Raw genomic sequence first — 20,016 nt, 5'->3', positions numbered from 1 at the left:
AGGCTGGGGGGCACCCGGTCGGTACGACGTCTGATCGAGCGAGGAGACGCATGGAGTCCGAGCAGAAACTGATACCCGGATACGCCAACGCCAAGGCAACGCGCCGCTACGCGGAGCAGTTCGTGGCCGAGGGCAAGGCCGCCGAGGGGCATTACAGCGAGTTCTCGCGCGCGAAGATGCGCCTGTCGAGCCTCGGAATCGGCACCTTTGGTGGCGCGGCCACCGCCGAGGTGGACGCGCAGATCTCCGCGATTGTCGCGCGCGGGCTGACCGAGGGCGTCAACGTGGTGGATACCGGGGCGCACTACCGGTACGGGCGCTCGCTGGCGGCCGTCGGGGCGGGCGTGCGTACCGCACTGGAGGCCGGGGTCCCGCGCGAGGCGATGTTCCTGATCTCCAAGGGCGGCTTCCTGACCCTGCGCGGCGGGCCGCCGGAGGACATGGAGGCCTGGTTCCAGCGCGAGATCGAGTCCCAGGGCATGGGGACGAAAGACGATCTGGCCAAGGGCGCGCACCTGCTGACGCCGGAATACATCCACTACCAGATGGAGCTGTCGCGCTCGCTGATGGGGGTGGAGACGCTGGATGCCTTCATCATCGACCAGCCCGAGGTGCACATCCACGAGATCGGCAAGGAAGCGACCAACCGCAAGCTGGAGCCGGTGTTCGAGGTGCTGGAGCGCGCCGCGCGCGAGAAGAAGATCCGCGCCTACGGCATCTCCACCTTCGAGGGCTTTCGCGAGGAGACCGATGCTGCGGTGTTCCAGTCGCTGACCTCGATGCAGGGGCTGGCCGAGCGCGCCGCGCAGACGGTGACCGGCGACGACCATGCCCGGCATCACTTCAAGATTGCGATGCTGCCGTTCAACCAGGTGATGCTGGAGGGCTTTACCCGCTTCAACACCGCCACCGGGCAGGGCAACGTGGCGAGTCCTCTGCAGGCGGCGCACCAGCTTGAGGTGTACATGATTGCCTCGCATTCCATGCTCAAGGGGCACCTGGCGCAGCAGTCGGTAGAGGTGGTGGAGCAGCAACTGGCCAGCCTGCCCAATCCGGCCCAGCGCGCGCTGCAGTTCAACCGCTCCACGCCGGGGCTGGGCACCTCGCTGGTCGGTATGAGTACGCCGGCACACCTGGACGACATGCTGGCGGTGATGCGCGAGCCGATGATGGACAAAAAGGCCTACCTCGGCATGTTCCAGAAGGCCGAGGAAGGCTGACACCTTTGTGGGAGCCGGCTTGCCGGCGAAGCCCCTGCCTGTATCCGACTTTGTCAGGGGCTTCGAGTGCAAGCACGTTCCTGCGCAGGCCCCGAAGCCCAATCCAGGGTAAAGATTTCGTGAACAAGGGTATGTCATGCAGGTTGATCTGAAGGCCCTCGAATTCCCCGCGATCCAGCGCCTGCTGGAGCGCCTGACCGCCACCCCCTACGGTGCCGATGCCGCGCGCGGCCTGGAGCCGGCGCCGAACCTGGATGCCGCCCGGGCCCTGCAAAAGGCGGTCACCGTCGCGCGCCAGCGCCTGGACGCCGGTACCCTGCCGCGGCTGGGGCAGCTGCCGGACGTGCGTGCGGCGCTGCGTCAGGCGGCCAATCCCGGCGCGGCCCTCCCGGTGCAGGCGTTGCACAACCTGCAGACCATCATGCGCCATGCCCGCGAGCTGGCGGACCAGCTCGCCGATACCCCGGAGATCTACCCGGCAGATCTGAACAAGCTGTACCCGCCCGAGGCGCTGGAGCAGCGCCTGTCGGCCTGTCTGAACCCCGGTGGCTCGCTGCGCGAGGATGCCAGCCCGTCGCTGGTCGAGGGCTTCGAACAGCGCAACCGCCTGCGCGACGAGGTGGAGGCGGTGGTGAAAAAGCGTCTGGCGGCCTCTGATGTCGTGCAGAAGGGTGAGGATGCACTGAAGGTGCAGTGGCATCAGGAGCGCGCCGTGATGGTGCTGCGCGGCGACGCCGCGAATGCGGTCAAGGGCGTGCGCCGCGGCACCGCGATGGGCGGGCGTGACCAGATCATCGAGCCGATCGAGGCGGTGCCGCTGAACAACCAGCTGGATACGGTGAATGGCCAGATCAACACCGAGCAGCAGCGTCTGCTGCGCGAGCTGACCGGCTACGTGCGCGAACATGGCGAGGCGCTGGAGCTGATGCTGACCGCGCTGACCTGGATTGATCTGGCCTCCGCCGCGGCGCAGCTCTCCGCGCAGATGAATGCCCATGCCCCGGCACTGGAGGATGCGGCCACAGTGGAACTGGCCGAGGCCTACCACCCGCTGCTGTTATTGCAGTTCGCCGAGGGCAATGGCCCGCAGCCGGTGCCGCTGTCGATCCGGCTGGATGGCGAGCAGCCGCTGTTGTTGATCACCGGGCCGAACACCGGTGGCAAGACGGTCGCGCTGAAGACGCTGGGGCTGCTGGTCACCATGGCCTGGTGCGGGCTGCATATCCCGGCAGAACAGGACTGCCGCATCGGGCGTTTTGATCAGGTGATGGTGGATGTCGGCGACAACCAGAGCCTGTTCCACCACCTGTCCACCTTTGCCGGGCATGTCGAGGTGCTCAAGCGCATCCTGGAACACGCCAGTGCGGACAGCCTGATCCTGCTCGACGAGCTGGGCACGGGTACGGACCCCGACGAGGGCGCGGCCCTGGCGATGGCGATGCTGGACGAGCTGCGTGACCGCGGCACCCGCGGGATCGTGAATACCCACCTCGCGCCGCTGAAGGACTATGCCGCACAGCATCAGGGCATCATCAATGCGTCCATGCAGTTCGACGCCGAGACCCTGTCGCCGACCTATCGCCTGTTGCTCGGCGAGCCGGGGGTCTCCTTCGGCCTGACGATCGCGGAAAAGAACGGCCTGCCGCCGCAGCTGGTCGCCCGCGCCCGCGAGCACTTCGCCGAACTGCCCACTGCACAGGCCGGCGCCGACGCGGTCTGAGACCCGGCATTGCCCCGGTTTTGCGCGTCATGGCGTGAAACGGGAGCGATTTCATATTACGATGGTGGGCTATTTTGATTCTAAGTGCGGGATCGGCTGACGATCGCGTGCAAGCCCCCGGTAAGGAAGTTGACCACCATGTCCGAGACCGCCAGTTCCTCCACCGCCATCACCGGCGCCGAAATCTTCTGCCGCAGCCTGCAGGCCGAGGGCGTTGAGGTTGTATTCGGGTATCCGGGGGGGGCGGTACTGCATATCTACGATGCGCTGTACAGGCAGGACCAGGTCTCGCATGTGTTGACCCGCCACGAGCAGGGCGCGGTGCACGCGGCAGAGGGCTACGCCAAGTCCTGCGACAAGCCCGGTGTCGCACTGGTGACCTCCGGCCCCGGTGCCACCAATGCGATTACCGGCATTGCCGATGCGTACATGGATTCGGTGCCGCTGGTGGTGTTTTCCGGCCAGGTCCCGACCAGCCTGATTGGCAACGATGCCTTCCAGGAGGTGGACACGGTCGGTATCACCCGTCCCTGCGTGAAGCACAACTTCCTGGTCAAGGACGTGAAAGACCTGGCCAGCACCATCAAGAAGGCCTTCTACGTGGCGACCACCGGCCGCCCGGGCCCGGTGGTAGTGGATATCCCGAAAGACGTGACCGCCGCCAGCTGCGAGTTCGAATACCCGGAGAGCATCCGCATGCGCTCCTATAACCCGACCTCCAGGGGGCACACCGGGCAGATCCGCAAGGCAGTGGACCTGATCCTGTCGGCGAAGCAGCCGATGATCTACACCGGCGGCGGCGTGATCCTGGGCAAGGGCTCCGGGGCGCTGACGGAATTCACCCGCAAGCTGGGCTATCCGATCACCAATACCCTGATGGGGCTGGGCGGCTATCCGGCGTCCGACAAGCAGTATCTGGGCATGCTCGGCATGCACGGGACGTACGAGGCCAACATGGCCATGCACCACGCGGACGTGCTGATTGCGATCGGCGCGCGCTTCGATGACCGCGTGACCGGCAACATCGAGAAGTTCTGCCCACATGCGAAGATCGTGCACGTGGACGTCGATCCGTCTTCCATCTCCAAGAATGTGAAGGTGGACGTGCCGATCGTCGGCGAAGTGGAGCCGGTGCTGCGCGAGCTGATCAAGGCGCTGGGCGAGAACGGCGGCAAGCCGGATGCCGAGGCCCTCGCCACCTGGTGGAAGCAGATCGAGGAATGGCAGGCGCAGGACTGCCTGAAGTACGACCAGAATTCCGAACTGATCAAGCCGCAGTACGTGGTGCAGAAGTTCTGGGAACTGACTCAGGGCGATGCCTTCGTGACCTCGGACGTGGGTCAGCACCAGATGTGGGCCGCGCAGTTCTATCGCTTCGACAAGCCGAATCGCTGGATCAACTCCGGTGGCCTGGGCACGATGGGCGTGGGTCTGCCATTCGCGATGGGCGTGCAGTTCGCGCACCCGGACGCGACAGTGGGCTGCATCACCGGCGAGGCCAGCATCCAGATGTGCATCCAGGAGCTGTCCACCTGCTTCCAGTACCAGCTGCCGCTGAAGATCCTCAATCTGAACAACCGCTACCTGGGCATGGTCCGGCAGTGGCAGGAATTCTTCTATCAGGGTCGCTACGCGATGTCCTACATGGATGCCCTGCCGGACTTCGTGAAGCTGGCCGAGGCCTATGGTCATGTCGGCATCCAGGTCACCCAGCCCGGGGACGTCGAGGGTGCGATCAAGGAGGCCCTGGCGCAGAAGGAGCGCCTGGTGTTCCTGGACTTCATCACCGATCAGTCCGAGAACGTCTATCCAATGATCCCGGCCGGTGCCGGCCAGAACGAAATGATCCTGGTCTGAGCCGGGTACAGGGAAGAGCCATATGCGTCATATCATCAGTGTCCTGCTGGAAAACGAAGCTGGCGCCCTCTCAAGGGTCGCCGGGCTGTTCTCCGCGCGTGGCTACAACATCGAGTCGTTGACCGTCGCGCCCACCGACGACCCGTCGTTGTCGCGCATGACCATCGTCACCAGTGGCTCCGACGAGATCGTCGAGCAGATCACCAAGCAGCTGAACAAGCTGATTGACGTGATCAAGCTGCTGGACATGACCGCGTATCCGCACATCGAGCGCGAGATGGCGCTGGTCAAGGTGCGCGTGCCGGAGGCCGCCGACCGCGAAGAGGTCAAGCGGCTGGCGGATATCTTCCGCGCCCGCATCATCGACGTGACCCACGAGACCTACGTGATCGAGATCACCGGCGAAGGTTCCAAGCTGGATGCCTTCCTCGATGCCCTGCGGTCGTTCCCGGTGCTGGAGGTGGTGCGTTCCGGCGTCATGGGCATCGCTCGGGGCGAGGTCGCCCTGCAGATCTGAATCCCCGGGGCCGGCCCCCGCTGGTGGGGCCGGGCCCGTTTGTTTGCCCGATATCAAGGAAATTGTGATGAATCTCTACTACGACAAAGACGCCGATCTCTCCATTATCCAGGGCATGAAGGTCGCCATCATTGGCTACGGTTCGCAGGGCCACGCCCACGCGAACAACCTGAAGGACTCCGGCGTGGATGTGACCGTGGGTCTGCGCGACGGATCTGCCTCGCGTGCGAAGGCCGAAGAGGCCGGCCTGAAGGTCGCCGATGTCGACGCTGCGACCGCGGGCGCCGATCTGATCATGGTGCTGGCCCCGGACGAATACCAGGCCGCCCTGTATCGCGATGTGCTGGAGCCGAACCTGAAGCAGGGCGCGACCCTGGCCTTCGCTCACGGCTTCGCGATCCACTACAACCAGATCGTGCCGCGCAAGGACCTGGATGTGATCATGATTGCACCCAAGGCCCCGGGTCACACCGTGCGCTCCGAGTTCGTGCGTGGCGGCGGTATCCCCGATCTGATCGCGATCCAGCAGGATGCCTCCGGCAAGGCTCGTGACATCGCAATGTCCTACGCCTCCGCAATCGGCGGTGGTCGCACAGGTATCATCGAGACCACCTTCAAGGACGAGACCGAGACCGACCTGTTCGGCGAGCAGGCCGTGCTGTGCGGCGGTGCGGTGGAGCTGGTCAAGGCCGGTTTCGAGACCCTGACCGAGGCCGGCTACGCCCCGGAGATGGCCTACTTCGAGTGCCTGCACGAGCTGAAGTTGATTGTCGACCTGATGTACGAGGGCGGCATCGCCAACATGAACTACTCGATCTCCAACAATGCCGAGTACGGCGAGTACGTGACCGGCCCGCAGGTGATCAACGACGAGTCGCGCAAGGCCATGCGCGAGGCGCTGAAGAACATCCAGAACGGTGAATACGCCAAGCAGTTCATCCTGGAAGGCGCGATGAACTACCCGTCGATGACCGCCAACCGCCGTCTGAACGCCGCCCACGAGATCGAGCAGGTGGGCGAGCGCCTGCGTGCGATGATGCCGTGGATCAAGGCCAATCAGCTGGTCGACAAGTCCCGTAACTGATGGCTGGGGAGCGGTCCGGGACGCAAGCCCCGGACCGCTCCCGTCTTCCTTCCGAGGTCGCCATGCTCTTCCCGCTCGCTCCCGAAGGTCGCCTGTTCGTGATTATCTCTGCCTGGATGGCGGTGATCTCGCTGCTCTTTGGCGAGGCCGAGCTGGGGCTGTTCATGGTGATCCTCACCGTATTCCTGATGGCCGTGTTCCGTGACCTGCGGCGTAATGCACCGGTCCCGGCTCCGGCGCTGGGCGTGATTGCCCCGGCTGATGCGACGGTCGAAGCGGTTACCGAGGCGCGAGACCCGTTTACCGGAAAGCCGGCGGTTTGTATCCGCCTGCGCCAGCGGCGCCTTGGCGAGTACAACGTACACGCCCCGCAAGAGGCCGAGATCCGTGAACGGGTCTGGCCGGGCAAGGAGACGGATACGCCCCCGGACGCCCAGCTCGAAGGGCGTCTCGCCTATGCCCTCGAGAACGATGAGGGCGTGCGCATGACCCTCGCGCTCAGTGTGGACCACTGGCCGCGCATGATCCGCATGCAGGACAACATCCCCGGGAATCGTCTGGGACGTGGCAAACGCATGGGTTTCGCCGGCTTCGGCGGCCGCTTCGAGATCTGGTTGCCGGAGGGCGCGCACGTGATGGTTGAACCCGGGCAGCACGTGCTGGCCGGCTCCGTCCTGCTGGGCGGGCTGCCGGGGGCAGGCTCCGACGGGGACCGCGAGGGTACCGCAGAGGTGATGCAATGAGCGCCGGGGGCTCCGACCCGTCCGGCGAGCGAGACGGCCGTATTGCGGGCGAAGGCCCGCTGCATGACGACGCGGCTGACAGCGCCCCGCTGCAGGGTCGGCGGCGGCGTGGCGTGTATCTGCTCCCCAACCTGTTCACCACAGGGGTGCTGTTTTCGGGCTTCTTCGCCATTGTCTCCGCGATTGATGGCGAGTACATCACCGCCGCCATCGCGATATTCGTGGCCATGGTGCTGGATACCCTGGACGGGCGAGTGGCCCGTATGACCGATACCCAGAGCGAATTCGGTGCCCAGTACGATTCGTTGTCGGACCTGGTTTCCTTCGGTGTCGCCCCGGCGCTGATTGTTTACCTCTGGCAACTGCATGACCTGGGCAACTTTGGCTGGGTGGCCGCGTTTTTCTTTGCCACGGCGGCGGCGCTGCGACTGGCCCGGTTCAACAGTCGTCTGGCCGTCAGCGACAAGCGTTTCTTCCAGGGGCTGCCCAGTCCGGCCAGTGCGGCCTTGCTGGTGGGGATGGTCTGGGTGCTGGAGGACTGGGGAGTCCCGGCCGAGCTGGCGGACCCCTATGTGATCGGCATCCTGATCGTGACCGTGCTGGCGGGTGCCGCGATGGTCAGCAATCTGACCTACTTCAGCTTCAAGGATATGGATTTCAAGCACCGGGTACCCTTCTTCGCGATCGTCGGTGTCGTGGTGGCCCTGATGCTGCTGGCCCTGGATCCGCCCAAGGTGCTGCTGGCCGGGTTTGTGATTTACGCCTTGTCGGGTCCGTTGCTCACACTGGAGCGCTGGCGCCGCCATCGCCGCCGCGCGCCCGCGGAGGAATAGCCAGATGTCGCTTTCGGTGCGTCAGCGCCGGATTCTGGCGGATATGGGGATCCCGGTATGGCGTGCGCGCGGCCCGCTCCCGGGTCACCCGGCCGGCGCGGATGACGCACCGGTCCCGCCCGTTTCCGGCAGCGTCGTATCCGATGCAGTCGATGAGGCCCCGCAGGTCGCCGTGGACTCGGTGCAGGTGCTGGACTGGGAGGGTCTGGAGTCCCGTGTTGGCGCCTGTACGGCCTGCAGCGAACTCGCGCGCGAGCGCACCCGCACCGTCTTTGGGGTCGGTGACCGGCGCGCGCGCTGGCTGTTGATCGGCGAGGCGCCGGGTGCAGAGGAGGATCGGCGCGGGGAGCCCTTCGTGGGCCGCGCGGGGCAACTGCTCGACAACATGTTGCAGGCGCTCGGCCTGGACCGGACGCGCGATGTCTTCATCGCCAATGTCCTCAAGTGTCGCCCCCCGGGTAACCGCGACCCGAAACCCGAGGAGGTCCGTACCTGCCGGGGGTTTCTGGACCGGCAGATCGAGCTGATCCAGCCGGAGGTGATCGTCGCTCTTGGGCGCATTGCTGCCCACGAACTGCTCGAATCGGACGTGCCGCTGGGACGCTTGCGCGGGCGCGAGCATCGCTATCGCGGGCGGCCATTGATTGCCACCTATCACCCTGCTTATCTTCTGCGCAAACCGGGGGACAAGGCGCGTGCCTGGGAAGACCTGCTGCGCGCTCGTGCCTGTCTGTCTTCTCCCTGATGCTGCCCCGCGGGCGCGGGAACTCCCGGGCACGCACGGGGCTCCGAAGGTTTACGTAAACACGGATTCATGCATTAGTTCCCCGGTGGTACCCCGAGTTTCTCCGGACCGCGGCCAGGGCCCCCGCGGACCTGTCGGACCCGGGCAGACGGGGTGCCCACGCGGGCATGTACGTTCTTCCATGTTTTCTCGAAGCCCGAAGCCCGAAGCCCGAAGCCCGAAGCCCGAAGCCCGAAGCCCGAAGCCCGAAGCCCGAAGCCCGAAGCCTGCTACCCACGCCCTGCGCCGGAGGAAGCCGTTTCATGAGTGCCGAACCTCGTGTCCAGCCCGCACTGCGGCGTATGCGAATCGATGATATCGACGCCGTCATGCGGATCGAGCGCGAGGCCTACGCCTACCCCTGGACGGCGCGTATCTTCGAAGACTGTATCCGGGTGGGCTATGACTGTCGGGTGCTGGAGGTCGACGGGCGTCAGGTCGGTCACTGCGTGCTGACTCTGGCGGCCGGTGAGGCGCATTTGTTGAATCTGACAGTGGACCCGCGCTGGCAGAGCAACGGGCTGGGGCGCTTCATGGTGCAGCGCTTGTTTGAATATGTCTGCAGCCAGCCGGTCGAGGCCCTGTTCCTCGAGGTACGACCCTCGAATGTGGCCGCCGTGCACCTCTACCTTTCCGAGGGCTTCGAGCACATCGGTACGCGCCCGCGTTACTACCCGCTGCCCAGCGGCCGTGAAGACGCCTGGGTACTGTCTCGACGCTGCATGGCAGCGGCCGGGGCTGATCATTCTGGCCTGTAGACGATCTGATGGTCTTCACAGCGGAGGCTGCCAATGCCGCAGCGCAGCCGCGTTCTGTCGCCCTGGTTCTCGTCCTGGACTCTGCGCGTTGAGGGTGCGTACCCGCAAGTACTATGGTTAACTTTAGTAATAGCCCCGAACCCGTATGAGGTGCCCCGTGTCCCGATACCTGCGTGCATTGTGTGTTTCGCTCCCGCTGACCTTGCCGCTGCTGTTCGGCGGGGCCGCCCACGCCCAGTCGTCCGTTGGGCACGACGCCGAACGTCAGCAGGAGCTCCTGGGAATCTGGTACGAAATCCGCGAAGACAACGCCAGGCGCGGCAACGTGGGTGCAAAGTTCGATGTCGGCCTGGCCCATTATTCCGGTCGTGGCACTGCGGTCGACCATGCTCGGGCGCTGCACTGGTTTGCCCGTGCCGCCAAAGCGGATCACGCCGGTGCTCACTATTACCTGGGATATCTGTTCGCGACAGGCACTGGCACCAGCGCTGATCCGGAGCGCAGCCGCGAGCACTACATCCGCGCCGCGGAGCTGGGCCATGCCGATGCTCAGTACTGGCTGGGCAGCCAGCTGGCCGGTGACGGCGGGGATCCGACCGCCGGGCTGGAGTGGCTGCTGCGGGCGGCGGAACAGGGGGTGCCGGCAGCGCAGTACTACACGGGTCTGCTGCATGAGAGGGGTGAGGGGACGTCGCGTGATGCCGCCGCGGCTGCCCGTTGGTATGCCGCCGCCGCCGAGCAGGGCTATCGTCATGCCCAGATCGGGATGGGCCGCCTGCATCAGAACGGTCGTGGAGTGAAGCGCGATCTGGTGCAGGCCCATGTGTGGTACAGCCTGGCCGAGGATGCCGAACGGCTTGCCCGTCTCGAGGCGCGGATGAACAACCGCGATCTGGTGACTGCCCGTAGTCAGTTCAAGGAACGCAATGCCGAGATTCGGGCGGCCGCCGCCAGCCGGTAAATCGCAAGCGCTGCGTCGGGGCCGGCAGGGCCCCGCGTATCTTCAGGGCGAGTTTTTGCCCGCCGGGTATTCCGGGTCGTGCCCGCGCGGTGGATTGCGGAGCGGCCCGATGATCCCGGCCGCTTTGCCCTTTGCTCCGGGGGATTCGGGGGCACCCGATCTCTTTTCAAGTTAAACTGGCGGGCTTATCCAAGCGGCCAGTATGCATGTCCTTTCTTGAGGAAACCCGTCGCCGCCGGACCTTTGCGATCATCTCGCACCCGGACGCCGGCAAGACCACGATGACCGAAAAGCTCCTGCTGTACGGCGGTGCAATCCAGCTCGCCGGTACGGTCAAGGGGCGCAAGGCCTCGCGCCATGCCACCTCCGACTGGATGGAGATGGAAAAGCAGCGCGGTATCTCGGTGACCTCCTCGGTGATGCAGTACCCCTACAAGGGCCGTATCGTGAACCTGCTGGATACGCCGGGGCATGCGGACTTCTCCGAAGACACCTACCGCACGCTGACTGCGGTGGATTCCGCGCTGATGGTGATCGATGCCGCGAAGGGGGTGGAGGAACGCACCATCAAATTGATGGAGGTCTGCCGGCTGCGCGACACGCCGATCATGACCTTCGTCAACAAGATGGACCGCGAGGGCCGCGACCCGATCGAGCTGCTGGACGAGGTTGAACAGGTGTTGAAGATCGAGTGTGCCCCGATCACCTGGCCGATCGGTTCCGGCAAGCGTTTCCGTGGGGTCTACCATATCCGCCGCGACGCCGTGCATCTGTACGCCCCGGAAGAGGGCGGGAAGAAATCCACCGGCGAGGTTATCGAGGGTCTGGACAACCCGCGCCTGGACAAGGTGCTGGGTGCCCAGGCCGCAGAACTGCGGGACGAGATGGAACTGGTGCGGGGTGCCTCCCACGAGTTCGACCCCGAGGCTTACCTGCGTGGCGAACAAACCCCGGTATTCTTCGGTTCCGCGATCAACAACTTCGGTATCGAGGAGCTGCTGGACGACTTCGTCGAATTTGCCCCGGGACCACTGCCGCGGCCGACCCATTCACGTCAGGTCGAGCCCACCGAGGGGAAGTTCACCGGATTCGTGTTCAAGATCCAGGCGAACATGGACCCGAAGCATCGCGACCGCATCGCCTTCATGCGCATCTGCTCCGGCACCTTCGACAAGGGCGCGAAGCTGCGCCATGTGCGCATCGGGCGCGACGTGAAGATCCCCGACGCGCTGACCTTCATGGCCTCTGACCGCGAGCATGTGGAGACTGCCTACCCGGGCGACATCATCGGCATCCACAATCACGGCACCATCCGCATCGGTGACACCTTCACCCAGGGCGAGGACCTGACCTTCACCGGCGTTCCCAACTTTGCCCCGGAGCTGTTCCGGCGCGCGCAGCTGAAGGACCCGCTGAAGATGAAGCAGCTGGCCAAGGGCCTGCAGGAGCTGTGCGAGGAGGGGGCGACCCAGCTCTACCGCCCGCTGACCAACAACGACTTGATCCTGGGTGCGGTCGGCGTGCTGCAGTTCGACGTGGTCGCCGAGCGCCTGCGCACCGAGTACAAGGTGGAGGCGCAGTTCGAGAACGTGAACGTCCAGACCGCGCGCTGGGTCGAATCCGATGACCCGAAGAAGTTCGAGGAGTTCAAGGCGAAGGCCGCGGCCAACCTGGCGATCGATCACGGCGGCGACCTGGTCTATATCGCGCCGACCCGGGTGAACCTGCAGATGGCGATGGAAAAGTGGCCGGAGATCCGCTTCGAGGCCACCCGCGAACACGGCCAGCCGGCGGAGTAGGCCCTCGGGCGCGGACCGGGCACCGTCATGCCGGCCTGGCGGTGGTCGCGCCGCTGTGCTCCTCGTGATGACGCTGCATACGACCGACGCCGGAGGGTGGCATGTCTCAAGTGCTTCGATGGATCGCCGGACTGGTGGTAATACTGGTGCCGGGAATCAGCGGTTGCGCGCCGGATCAGACCCAGGCGCGGAGCGACGCGCCCGAGCCGCGCCCCGGGATGGTGACGCAGATGGAGCCGTTTCGGGCCTTTCTGGAAACCCGTCCCACCCCCGAGGCCTTCAGCCGCGTCTACCCGGACGTAACACTGGTGTTGCCGGGGGATGTGGCGACCCGCGAATACCGCACGGATAACAGCCGCTTCTTCGCCGAACTGGACGAGGACGGCCACATCCATGACGGCGATTTCCGCTGATTGCCCGGTGCTGCGCATCTCCAACAGCGTGAGCGTCCCCGAGCACGAGATCGAGCTGACCGCGATCCGTGCCCAGGGGGCCGGCGGGCAGAACGTGAACAAGGTGGCCTCGGCCATTCATCTGCGCTTCGATATCCACGCCTCCAGTCTGCCCGACGTCTACAAGGAACGGCTGATGCGCCGCCATGACCAGCGCATCAGCAAGGAAGGCGTCGTCGTGATCAAGGCGCAGCAGTACCGCACCCAGGAGGCCAACCGCGAGGATGCGCTGGAACGTCTGGCGGAGCTGCTGCGCGAGGCCGGCCGCCCGATCAAGACGCGCAAGCCGACGCGCCCCACCCGGGCCTCGAAGCTGCGCCGTCTGGAGGGCAAGACCCGCCGCGGCCGCAAGAAGGCCCTGCGCGGCCGTGTCGACCCCGGCTGAGCGCGAGGGCCCCGGACTCCCCGTACACAACGCAGGAGATCAAGGGTGGTTCACAGGAAGACGGGAAGGGTTCTGATGTTGCGAACCGCGCCTGCGGGAGAGCCCGGGTCGTCTGACCGGCCGGGCCCGCCGTCCATTCCGGAGCACCCTTCCTCTCTTCCCGTCTTCCTGTAGATGGCCTTGACCCTGAAGTGCCCCACGGTGAGTGAAGGCGTCAGGCCTCGGTGTTCGGGGCCGGGGTGGCGGGGTCGTGTTCCTGCTGGTGCTGCCACAGGCGGGCGTAGGCGCCGCCCGCCGCGAGCAGTTCGCGGTGGGTGCCGCGTTCGACCACGCGGCCCTGATCGAGGACCACGATCTGCTCGGCATCCTTCACCGTGGACAGGCGATGTGCGATGACCAGTGTGGTGCGTCGGGCCGAGACCTCGTTCAGCGCCTGCAGGATCGCCTTCTCCGAGCCCGAGTCCAGGGACGAGGTGGCCTCGTCGAAGACCAGGATCGGCGGGTCCTTCAGCAGCATGCGCGCGATGGCAATGCGTTGCTTCTCGCCGCCGGAGACCTTGAGCCCGCGTTCGCCGACGATCGTGTCCAGGCCGTCGGGCAGGCGCTCGATGAAACCGTCCAGGTGCGCCAGACGCACCGCGCGCCGGATGGCCTCCTCGGAGGCCTCCGGATCACCATAGGCGATGTTGTAGCGAATGCTCGCGTTGAACAGCACCGTATCCTGCGGGACCACGCCGATCGCACGGCGCAGGCTTTGCTGTGTTACCTCGCGGATATCCTGGCCGTCGATAGTGATGCGCCCGTCCGTCACGTCAAAGAACCGGAACAGCAGGCGTGCGAGCGTGGACTTGCCGGCCCCGCTGGGCCCGACGACCGCCAGCTTGTGCCCGGCCGGGATTTCGAGCGACACGTCCTCGAGGATCGGACGTTCCGGCCGGTAATGGAACGCGACCTGCTCGAAGCGCACATGCCCGTCCGCGACGTCGAGATCCGGCGCCCCGGGCCGGTCCTCGACCTGTACCGGTTTTTCCAGCAGGCCAAACAGGCGCTCGATGTTCGCGAGCGACTGGCGGATCTCGCGATAGACGAAGCCGAGGAAGTTCAGCGGCATGAACAGCTGGATCATGTAGGCATTGACCATCACCAGGTCGCCCAGCGACATCTGCCCCGAGGCGACCCGGCTGGCGGCCAGCAGCATCATCACGGTGATCGCGGCGGCGATGATCAGGGCCTGGCCGGAGTTCAGCAGCACCAGCGACAGCACGTTCTTGGTGCGCGCCTGTTCCCAGGTCGCCAGGCCCTCGTCGTAGCGCCGGGCCTCGAAGCCTTCGTTGCCGAAGTACTTCACCGTCTCGTAGTTCAGCAGCGAGTCGATCGCGCGGGTGTTGGACTCGTTGTCGCGCTGATTGGCCTCGCGCACGAAGCGGGTACGCCATTCGGTGATCCACACCGACCAGGCAATGTAGGCGGCCACCGCGAGGATCACGGTGACGGTGAAGACCGGACCGACCGCCACCAGCAGGATCACCGCGACCAGCGCGATCTCGATGATGGTCGGCAGGATGTTGAACACCATGAAACGCAGCAGGAAGCTGATGCCGCTGGTGCCGCGTTCGATGTCGCGTGCCAGGCCGCCGGTCTCGCGTGCCAGGTGGAAGCTCAGCTCGAGCCGGTGAAGGTGTTCGAATACCCGCAGGGCCGCGCGCCGCATGGCCCGCTCGGCTACCCGTACGAAGACCGCGTCGCGCAGCTCGCCGAACAGGGTACTGCCGAAGCGCAGCAGGCCGTAGGCGATCACCAGCGCCACCGGGATCGCGACCAGCGCCTCGGTGCCGGAGTCCTCGAAGTGGTCGACGATGTACTTCAGCGTCAGCGGGACCAGCACGGTGGCCAGCTTGGCCAGGGCCATCAGGCCCAGGGCCAGGAACAGGCGGCCGCGGAACTCTGCCAGATAGGGAAACAGGGAGCGGATGATGCGCCAGTTGATGGCATCGTCGGGGGCGTCGTGCACGCTGGAATGACCGCGCATGGTCGGGTCCGAGGCTTGGGGGTGTGCCTACTGTAACCCGGACGCGTACGCCGGCCGGATGGCACGGGCGGTGATTGTATGAAACCGTGTCTCCCTTGCAGCCGTGCCGGGCATTCGGCAGTCTTCGGCGTTCGGAAATGTGGTTGGGAGTACATCCATTGGAACCCTCGGGTCTTGCAGCTGGAGAGGCGCAGGGAAGCGCTCCGGCGGCGGCGCCACTGGAGATCCTGCGCGAGACCTTCGGCTATACGGAATTCCGCGGCCAGCAGCAGGCCATCGTCGAGCATGTGACGGCAGGCGGTGACGCTGTCGTGCTGATGCCCACCGGCGGCGGGAAGTCGTTGTGCTATCAGATCCCCGCGCTGGCACGCCGTGGTTGCGGCATCGTGGTTTCGCCTCTGATCGCCCTGATGCAGGATCAGGTGGCGGCGCTGCGCCAGAACGGCGTGGCGGCCGCCAGTCTGGATTCCGGTCAGACGGCGGACGCGGCGCGTTCCGTGCTGGCGGCACTGCATGCGGGCGAACTGGATCTGCTTTACCTGTCACCGGAGCGCCTGTTCGCCCCGGGCATGCTGGAGCGGCTGGAGGGCATCGAGCTCGCGTTGTTCGCAATCGACGAGGCACACTGCGTCTCGCAGTGGGGGCATGACTTTCGCCCCGAATACGGCCAGCTCGCGGTACTCGCCGAGCGCTTTCCGCAGGTGCCGCGCCTGGCGTTGACCGCAACGGCCGACGGGCCTACGCGGCAGGAGATTCGCGAACGTCTGCGGCTGCAGCAGGCGCGGGCGTTCGTCAGCTCCTTTGACCGCCCCAACATCCGCTATCGTATCGCCCAGGCCGATGGCGGCCGCGGCGGGTCGGCCCGTGACCGGCTGCTGCGGTTCATCCGCGAAGACCACGCCGGCGATGCCGGCATCGTCTATTGCCTGTCGCGCAAGAAGGTCGAGGTCGTGGCCGAATGGCTGGCGGAGCAGGGCATTACCGCGCTGCCCTATCACGCGGGGCTGCCGGCGGCGACCCGCGCCGAAAACCAGACCCGCTTCCTGCGCGAGGAGGGGGTGGTTATGGTGGCGACCATTGCCTTTGGCATGGGCATCGACAAGCCCAACGTGCGTTTCGTGGCCCACCTGAATCTGCCCAAGAGTCTGGAGGGCTATTATCAGGAGACCGGCCGCGCCGGGCGTGACGGCCTGCCGGCGAACGCCTGGATGGTCTACGGCCTGCAGGACGTTGTGACCCTGCGCCAGATGCTGGAGGGTTCCCGGGCCGGTGCCGAGCGTCAGCGCATCGAGCAGCAAAAGCTGGAGGCGATGCTCGGGTTCTGCGAGATCACCAGCTGCCGCCGCCAGGCCCTGCTCGCCTACTTCGACGAGCACATGCCCGAGCCCTGCGGGACCTGTGACAACTGCATGGAGCCGCCGGCCACCTGGGACGCCAGCGTACCGGTACAGAAGCTGCTGTCCTGCATCTACCGTACCGGCGAGCGTTTCGGGGCGGGGCACGTGATCGACGTCCTGCATGGTTCGTCCAGCGAGCGTTTGAGCCGCCTGGGGCATGACCGGCTCAGTACCTTCGGGATCGGCAAGGAACTGGACAAGGCCCAGTGGCGGGGTGTGGCCCGGCAACTGCTCGCGCGCGGCCTCCTGCGCCTGGACGAGGAGGGTTATGGCGGCCTCAGGCTGGACCCGGCCTGCAGGCCGGTGCTGCGGGGCGAGGAGTCGATCCATCTGCGCGAGGAGGCGGTCCGCCCGCAACGCGCGGCGCGGCCGGCCCGCCGTGATACTGCGCGCAGTGTGGCGGCGATGGACAACGAGGACCGCGCGCTGTGGGAGGCGCTTCGGGCGTTGCGCACGGAACTGGCGCGGGATCAGGGGGTGCCACCCTATGTGATCTTCAGCGACGCGACCTTGCTGGAGATGGTCGCTTCCGCCCCGCGCACCCGCGACGAGATGGCCGGTATCTCGGGGGTGGGGCAGCACAAGCTGGAGCGTTACGGGGATGCCTTTGTCCGGACCATTGCCGAACATTTCGGGCTATAGTGGCCTGCAAAAACACCTATCGAACCATAACGTCGGGGAGACCGCGTGACCGAAAAACGTTTCCTTGAAGACTTCTACCGCGTGCGCGATGGCCAGTGCGTCGTGACCCCGGAGCAGGGCAGTGACTTTGCCAAGTCACTCGCCGGTGACTTCAATCCCATCCACGATGCCGACAGCCGCCGCTTCTGTGTGCCCGGCGATCTCCTGTTCGCCCTGGTGCTGGAGACCTACGGGGCCAGCGCGAACATGCATTTCCGCTTCACCGGGATGGTGGGCGGGAATGTGCCCCTGGTGTTCCCGGAGGCCCCGGGTGCGGCATTTGCGATCACCGATGACAGCGGCAAGAGTGTGATCGAGGTCGAGCGCTCCGGGCCGGTGGTCCACGATCGGGCCGTGATCGAGGCCCTGATCCGCAGCTATGTCGGGTTCTCCGGCGAGAACTTTCCGCATGTGCTGGTGCCGTTGATGAAGCAATACGGGGTGATGGTGAACCCCAAACGGCCGCTGGTGATGTACGAGCGCATGGGGTTTCGTTTGCCGGAGCCGCTGGCAGCCACGGCAGGGTTGCCGGAGGCGCGTCTGAAGGACGCCGTGATGACGGTGAATGGCAAGCGTGGCGAGATCCGCCTGGATTACGAGCTGGTGGTCGACGATGCCGTGGTCGCCGAAGGTAGCAAACACCTGGTGCTGAGTGGCCTGCGGCCGTTTGATGCGGCCGACGTCGAGCAACTCGTCGCCGACTACGAGAGCTGGAAAGAGGCCTATTTTTCCAGCCAGAAATGACGTGCAACGGGCGTGCCCGTGTTGGCGCAGGGGCGTCCGAGACCCGGCGTGGTGCGCTGCCGGTTGTGGTTCTACCGGCCCGGTTTCGATTCAATGGCCCTGGTTCGGTGTCCGGAGCGGCTTTGTGGCGACCCCGCCGCCGTCGCGGTTCCGGTGCTCGTAGGGTGAAGGTTCAGTAGAACTGCCCCAGTGTAGAGCGGACCCGGAGTTCGGTCTCTGGTGCCAGGTGTTCCGCCAGTTCCAGGGGGTGATCCGGCAGCAACAGCACCACCGAGGAGCCGAGGTTGAAACGGCCCATCTCGGCCCCGCGTTCGAGGGTGATGTCGCGGTCCGGATACTCGCGCACGCTGAGTGCGCGCCCGCGTGGCGGGGTAACCTCGCCGGCCCATACGGTCTCGATCGAGCCCACGTTCTGCGCACCGATCAGAGCCATGGCCATCGGACCCACCGGGGTGTCGAAGCAGGCCACGACCCGCTCGTTGCGTGCGTACAGTCGGGGGACGTGGCGCACGATGCGCGGGGCAACCGAAAACAGTCGCCCCGGCACGTGAATCATGTGCGTGAGTGTCCCCATCAGCGGCATGTGCAGGCGATGGTAGTGGCGCGGGGCGAGATACAGTGTCACGAAATGGCCGTGAGCAAAGGCCTGCGCCAGGTCGGTGTCTCCGCCCAGCAATTCCTGCACGGTGTACTGATGGCCCTTGGCCTGGAAGATCTGGCCCGCCTCGATGCGGCCGGCGGCACTGACCCGGGAATCGGCCGGGCTGACCAGGGTGCTGGCATCGCCCTCCAGCGGCCGTGCGTCCGCACGCAGGGCGCGCGTGAACAGGGCATTGAAGCTGCGATAGGTGGTCAGGTCCGGTTCGGCGGCCTCGCTCATGTCCAGGCCGAAGCGGCGCACGAAGGCGCGCAGCAGGGGCTGCAGGCGGGGAGACTCCAGGCGCGCCAGACGGTGTACCAGGCGCGACAGGGCGTGCTGCGGCAGCAGATGGGACAGCCGTGCCAGCCAGGGGTCGAGTGAGCTCATCAAGGGGTCTCGTTCGGGCGTACATGGGACGATCGAGGCGGTATGATGACCGCCCTTGTACGTTACGGAAAGACCGGGCATGGATTCGACCACCGGATTGCGCACCCTGCGCGACTTTATTCGCTTTGGCGCCAGTCAGTTTCGCGCCGCCGGCCTGAACTTTGGTCATGGCACCGACAACGCCTTCGACGAGGCGGCGTGGCTGGTGCTGCATACCCTGCACCTGCCGCTGGATCTGCCGGAGTCGTGGTGGGACGCGCGCCTGAGCGAGGTGGAACGCACGCGCGTGGTCGCGGTGCTGCGGGAGCGGACTGCCACCCGCAAGCCGGCGGCCTATCTCACGCGGGAGGCCTGGTTTGCCGGGCTGTCCTTTTACGTGGACGAACGCGTGCTGGTGCCGCGGTCGCCGCTGGCCGAGCTGATCGCGGCCGGCTTCGAGCCCTGGCTGGACCCGGATGCGGTGACCCGGGCCCTGGATTTGTGCGCCGGTGGTGGCTGCATCGGGATAGCGACGGCGCTGGCCCTGCCGCAGGCGCAGGTGGATCTGGCGGATGTGTCGGCGGATGCGCTGGCAGTGGCGCGGGTGAACATCGAGCGCCATCGGGTCAGTGACCGGGTGCGCGCCGTGCAGTCGGATGTGTTGGACGGGCTGGAGCCCGGCGATCGCTATGAACTGATCGTATCCAATCCGCCGTACGTCGATGCCGAGGACATGGCGGCCCTGCCGGATGAATATCGTCACGAGCCGGCCCTGGGGCTGGCGGCCGGCGATGACGGGCTGGATGTTGTGCGTCGTATCCTGGCCGGGGCTCACCGGCACCTGACGGCAGACGGTGTGCTGATCGTCGAGGTCGGCAACAGCCAGGCCGCGGTGGAGGCGGCCTTTCCGGAGCTGCCGCTGATCTGGCTGGAGTTCGAGGCCGGCGGTCACGGGGTGTTCCTGGTGCATGCGCGGGAACTGCCTGCAGCCTGAGGTAAAAACGCCAGGAGCCGGTCGAATCCGGGCGATCCTCGCAAGCGTGGGG

At 65.9% G+C, this 20,016-nt stretch carries 18 protein-coding genes; 16 read left to right on the top strand and 2 right to left on the bottom strand.

Annotated elements, in window-relative coordinates:
- Positions 1 to 50: 50 nt before the first annotated feature.
- The 13 genes from G332_RS0103260 (at position 51) to arfB (ending at position 13,113) form a co-directional block, all read left to right on the top strand.
- Positions 51 to 1,220: an aldo/keto reductase gene (locus G332_RS0103260; RefSeq protein WP_019625566.1), complete on the top strand. Its 1,170-nt coding sequence runs from the start codon at positions 51 to 53 to the stop codon at positions 1,218 to 1,220.
- Positions 1,221 to 1,356: 136 nt separating this feature from the next.
- On the top strand, positions 1,357 to 2,940 hold the full coding sequence (locus G332_RS0103255) for a DNA mismatch repair protein MutS (RefSeq protein ID WP_019625565.1): 1,584 nt from the start codon (positions 1,357 to 1,359) through the stop codon (positions 2,938 to 2,940).
- A 138-nt stretch (positions 2,941 to 3,078) separates the two neighbouring features.
- Positions 3,079 to 4,797 (top strand): biosynthetic-type acetolactate synthase large subunit, encoded by a 1,719-nt coding sequence (gene ilvB / locus G332_RS0103250; protein ID WP_019625564.1) that lies wholly within the window; start codon positions 3,079 to 3,081, stop codon positions 4,795 to 4,797.
- A 22-nt stretch (positions 4,798 to 4,819) separates the two neighbouring features.
- The gene (gene ilvN, locus G332_RS0103245) at positions 4,820 to 5,314 is read left to right on the top strand and encodes an acetolactate synthase small subunit (RefSeq protein WP_019625563.1); all 495 of its coding nucleotides are present in this window, start codon (positions 4,820 to 4,822) and stop codon (positions 5,312 to 5,314) included.
- 67 nt (positions 5,315 to 5,381) lie between these two features.
- Complete coding sequence (gene ilvC / locus G332_RS0103240; protein ID WP_019625562.1) at positions 5,382 to 6,398, top strand: ketol-acid reductoisomerase; 1,017 nt, start codon at positions 5,382 to 5,384, stop codon at positions 6,396 to 6,398.
- Between the two features lie 62 nt (positions 6,399 to 6,460).
- Complete coding sequence (locus G332_RS0103235) at positions 6,461 to 7,141, top strand: phosphatidylserine decarboxylase (RefSeq protein ID WP_019625561.1); 681 nt, start codon at positions 6,461 to 6,463, stop codon at positions 7,139 to 7,141.
- Positions 7,138 to 7,974 (top strand): CDP-diacylglycerol--serine O-phosphatidyltransferase, encoded by an 837-nt coding sequence (gene pssA / locus G332_RS0103230; RefSeq protein WP_019625560.1) that lies wholly within the window; start codon positions 7,138 to 7,140, stop codon positions 7,972 to 7,974. Before G332_RS0103235 ends, pssA begins: the two co-directional genes overlap by 4 nt.
- Before the next feature lie 4 nt (positions 7,975 to 7,978).
- Positions 7,979 to 8,719, top strand: coding sequence for a uracil-DNA glycosylase family protein (locus tag G332_RS0103225; protein ID WP_019625559.1), 741 nt, complete (start codon positions 7,979 to 7,981; stop codon positions 8,717 to 8,719).
- 302 nt (positions 8,720 to 9,021) lie between these two features.
- On the top strand, positions 9,022 to 9,516 hold the full coding sequence (gene rimI, locus G332_RS0103220; RefSeq protein ID WP_019625558.1) for a ribosomal protein S18-alanine N-acetyltransferase: 495 nt from the start codon (positions 9,022 to 9,024) through the stop codon (positions 9,514 to 9,516).
- A gap of 157 nt (positions 9,517 to 9,673) precedes the next feature.
- Positions 9,674 to 10,477: a tetratricopeptide repeat protein gene (locus tag G332_RS0103215; RefSeq protein ID WP_026340554.1), complete on the top strand. Its 804-nt coding sequence runs from the start codon at positions 9,674 to 9,676 to the stop codon at positions 10,475 to 10,477.
- Positions 10,478 to 10,683: 206 nt separating this feature from the next.
- Positions 10,684 to 12,276, top strand: a complete 1,593-nt coding sequence (locus tag G332_RS0103210) for a peptide chain release factor 3 (protein WP_019625556.1) — start codon at positions 10,684 to 10,686, stop codon at positions 12,274 to 12,276.
- 101 nt (positions 12,277 to 12,377) lie between these two features.
- Positions 12,378 to 12,689, top strand: a complete 312-nt coding sequence (locus G332_RS0103205; RefSeq protein WP_019625555.1) for a hypothetical protein — start codon at positions 12,378 to 12,380, stop codon at positions 12,687 to 12,689.
- Positions 12,690 to 12,696: 7 nt separating this feature from the next.
- Entirely contained in the window at positions 12,697 to 13,113 is a 417-nt protein-coding gene (gene arfB / locus G332_RS0103200) for an alternative ribosome rescue aminoacyl-tRNA hydrolase ArfB (protein ID WP_019625554.1), read from the top strand.
- A gap of 214 nt (positions 13,114 to 13,327) precedes the next feature.
- On the opposite strand, the gene G332_RS0103195 is transcribed toward arfB, so the two are convergent.
- Positions 13,328 to 15,142 carry an ABC transporter ATP-binding protein/permease gene (locus G332_RS0103195; protein WP_019625553.1) on the bottom strand — a complete coding sequence of 605 codons (1,815 nt, stop codon included), beginning with the start codon at positions 15,140 to 15,142 and terminating at the stop codon, positions 13,328 to 13,330.
- Between the two features lie 158 nt (positions 15,143 to 15,300).
- Here G332_RS0103195 and recQ point away from each other — a divergent pair, with 158 nt between their 5' ends.
- Both recQ and G332_RS0103185 read left to right on the top strand, forming a co-directional pair.
- Complete coding sequence (gene recQ, locus G332_RS0103190; protein WP_019625552.1) at positions 15,301 to 17,181, top strand: DNA helicase RecQ; 1,881 nt, start codon at positions 15,301 to 15,303, stop codon at positions 17,179 to 17,181.
- A gap of 45 nt (positions 17,182 to 17,226) precedes the next feature.
- Positions 17,227 to 17,964 carry a DUF3581 family protein gene (locus G332_RS0103185; protein ID WP_019625551.1) on the top strand — a complete coding sequence of 246 codons (738 nt, stop codon included), beginning with the start codon at positions 17,227 to 17,229 and terminating at the stop codon, positions 17,962 to 17,964.
- A gap of 172 nt (positions 17,965 to 18,136) precedes the next feature.
- Here G332_RS0103185 and asd read toward each other — a convergent pair whose 3' ends face one another.
- A complete protein-coding gene (gene asd / locus G332_RS0103180) occupies positions 18,137 to 18,991 on the bottom strand; it encodes an archaetidylserine decarboxylase (protein ID WP_019625550.1) in 855 nt (284 codons plus the stop codon).
- A 79-nt stretch (positions 18,992 to 19,070) separates the two neighbouring features.
- Here asd and prmB point away from each other — a divergent pair, with 79 nt between their 5' ends.
- Positions 19,071 to 19,964 (top strand): 50S ribosomal protein L3 N(5)-glutamine methyltransferase, encoded by an 894-nt coding sequence (gene prmB, locus G332_RS0103175; RefSeq protein WP_019625549.1) that lies wholly within the window; start codon positions 19,071 to 19,073, stop codon positions 19,962 to 19,964.
- Positions 19,965 to 20,016: the final 52 nt, after the last annotated feature.

Origin of the sequence: Thioalkalivibrio sp. ALJT (assembly GCF_000381825.1) — a bacterium.
Taxonomy (GTDB): domain Bacteria; phylum Pseudomonadota; class Gammaproteobacteria; order Ectothiorhodospirales; family Ectothiorhodospiraceae; genus Thioalkalivibrio.
Note: the sequence above shows the minus strand (reverse complement) of the source record. Positions and strands in the feature narration are given on the sequence as shown.

Bases quoted from the DNA above. Each gene is read 5' to 3' on its own strand.
- G332_RS0103260 (WP_019625566.1), top strand. From the start codon at position 51: ATGGAGTCCGAGCAGAAACTGATACCCGGATACGCCAACGCCAAGGCA.
- G332_RS0103255 (WP_019625565.1), top strand. From the start codon at position 1,357: ATGCAGGTTGATCTGAAGGCCCTCGAATTCCCCGCGATCCAGCGCCTG.
- ilvB (WP_019625564.1), top strand. From the start codon at position 3,079: ATGTCCGAGACCGCCAGTTCCTCCACCGCCATCACCGGCGCCGAAATC.
- ilvN (WP_019625563.1), top strand. From the start codon at position 4,820: ATGCGTCATATCATCAGTGTCCTGCTGGAAAACGAAGCTGGCGCCCTC.
- ilvC (WP_019625562.1), top strand. From the start codon at position 5,382: ATGAATCTCTACTACGACAAAGACGCCGATCTCTCCATTATCCAGGGC.
- G332_RS0103235 (WP_019625561.1), top strand. From the start codon at position 6,461: ATGCTCTTCCCGCTCGCTCCCGAAGGTCGCCTGTTCGTGATTATCTCT.
- pssA (WP_019625560.1), top strand. From the start codon at position 7,138: ATGAGCGCCGGGGGCTCCGACCCGTCCGGCGAGCGAGACGGCCGTATT.
- G332_RS0103225 (WP_019625559.1), top strand. From the start codon at position 7,979: ATGTCGCTTTCGGTGCGTCAGCGCCGGATTCTGGCGGATATGGGGATC.
- rimI (WP_019625558.1), top strand. From the start codon at position 9,022: ATGAGTGCCGAACCTCGTGTCCAGCCCGCACTGCGGCGTATGCGAATC.
- G332_RS0103210 (WP_019625556.1), top strand. From the start codon at position 10,684: ATGTCCTTTCTTGAGGAAACCCGTCGCCGCCGGACCTTTGCGATCATC.
- G332_RS0103205 (WP_019625555.1), top strand. From the start codon at position 12,378: ATGTCTCAAGTGCTTCGATGGATCGCCGGACTGGTGGTAATACTGGTG.
- G332_RS0103195 (WP_019625553.1), bottom strand. From the start codon at position 15,142: ATGCGCGGTCATTCCAGCGTGCACGACGCCCCCGACGATGCCATCAAC.
- asd (WP_019625550.1), bottom strand. From the start codon at position 18,991: ATGAGCTCACTCGACCCCTGGCTGGCACGGCTGTCCCATCTGCTGCCG.
- prmB (WP_019625549.1), top strand. From the start codon at position 19,071: ATGGATTCGACCACCGGATTGCGCACCCTGCGCGACTTTATTCGCTTT.